Raw genomic sequence first — 1,773 nt, 5'->3', positions numbered from 1 at the left:
GAGGGTGTCCCAAAAGTCATTGTAGATGACTGAGGGACGGCCCTCTTTTCATTTAGTCAAACAAAAAGAAACCGCCCTTTGGTAAAATGGAAGTACCACCCACCATTTACAAAAAGGAGACGGTTTCTTTGTACATTCAATATACCATGGATCAACTCTGCTTACCAATGGATTTAGAAGAAGACATTCCCGCAAATCACCTCGTTCGTGTGATCAACGCCGCCGTCAATCGTCTCGACGACGCCATCTTCGATGCGGCTTACCCCGGAGGCGGACGAGACAGCTATCACCCCAAGATGCTCACCAAAATCATCATCTATGCCTATACCCAGCGTATCTATTCCTCTCGCCAAATCGCCAAGGCTGTCCGTGAAAACATCATGTTTATGTGGATCGCGGGCAGGCAGCGCCCAGACTTTCGTACCATCAATCGGTTTCGCTCAGAGCGCATGAAAACCGTATTGGAGACCGTGTTTACCGCGGTGCTTCAATTTCTGGTTGAGGAGAACTACGTGCAGTTGGAGCATTACTTTGTGGACGGAACCAAGATCGAAGCCAATGCCAATCGGTATACGTTTGTTTGGGGAAAGGCAGTCGTGAAGCAGAAGGCCAAGCTTCAGGAGAAAGTCCAGACCTTGTTCGCCACTATTGAAGAAGCTGAGAGGCATGAAGAAAAAAACCACGGGGGCAAGGATCTTCGTGAAATAGGCGAGCCTTCTTCCATCACCAGCGAAAAGCTGGAGCATACTGTCAAGCAATTGGAAGAGCGTCTGCAGGAGAAGCCAAAAGACAAGCCACTAAAGAAGGCGGTTCGCACAATCCGCAAGGATCTGCTCCCTCGCCTCCAAAAGTATGAGACGAATGAGACGATTTTAGGGAAGCGAAACAGCTACAGCAAAACCGACCATGATGCTACGTTTATGCGGATGAAAGAGGACCACATGCGAAATGGCCAGCTCAAGCCGGGGTACAACATTCAAATCGGCACCGAAAATCAATTTATTCTCGGCTACAGTGTCCACCAGCGGCCAACCGATACCCGCTGCCTCATCCCTCATCTGGAGAAAATAAAATCACAGTTCGGCAAGCTGCCAAACACCGTCATTGCCGATGCGGGCTATGGCGGCGAGGAGAATTATGACTACTTGGAGCAGAATGAAGTCGAAGCTATCGTCAAATACAGCACGTATCACCGAGAAAAAAGTAAGGCATGGCAAAAGGACATTAGCAAGATTGACAACTGGATCTACAACAACGAACAAGATACGTGGACATGTGCGGCCGATCAAACGCTCCATTTCCGCCGGATAACTAAGGAGAAAACGGAAAGCGGGTATGAAATCGAATACCGTCATTACCGAAGTGCCGGTTGTGAGGGGTGCCCGCTAAAGCCTCAGTGTACAAAAGCCCAAGGAGATCGTGAGATCAAAGTCAGCATGAAGTATTTGCGGCTAAAGAATCAAGCAAGGCAAAAACTCCGCAGCAAAGAAGGCTATGCCCTGGCCGTAAGGCGCATGATCGAGCCGGAGCCCGTATTTGGCGATATGAAGAACAACCGAGGCTTTAAAAGGTTCCTGCTTCGAGGCTTACCAAAAGTAAGTCTGGAAGTCGGGTGGCTTTCCCTTGCCCACAATCTGCTCAAGAAAGCAGCGGTAGACGCTAAAAACCAAGGAACGAAGCGAGAACGGACCGCTTAACTCCTTGGTTTCTTCCGAAACTCATCTAATTTTTTGCTGATGAGGGTGTTCCAAAGTTTACTTTTGGGACACCCTC

Annotated in this window: 1 protein-coding gene; it reads left to right on the top strand. The window is 49.0% G+C overall.

Annotated features, from left to right (window positions below; genetic code table 11):
* Positions 1-128: 128 nt before the first annotated feature.
* The gene (locus ACI7RC_RS27685) at positions 129-1,697 is read left to right on the top strand and encodes an IS1182 family transposase (RefSeq protein ID WP_408111375.1); all 1,569 of its coding nucleotides are present in this window, start codon (positions 129-131) and stop codon (positions 1,695-1,697) included.
* Positions 1,698-1,773 lie beyond the last annotated feature (76 nt).

Source organism: Brevibacillus sp. B_LB10_24, assembly GCF_046036945.1.
Taxonomy (GTDB): Bacteria; Bacillota; Bacilli; order Brevibacillales; family Brevibacillaceae; genus Brevibacillus_C.
Note: the sequence above shows the minus strand (reverse complement) of the source record. Positions and strands in the feature narration are given on the sequence as shown.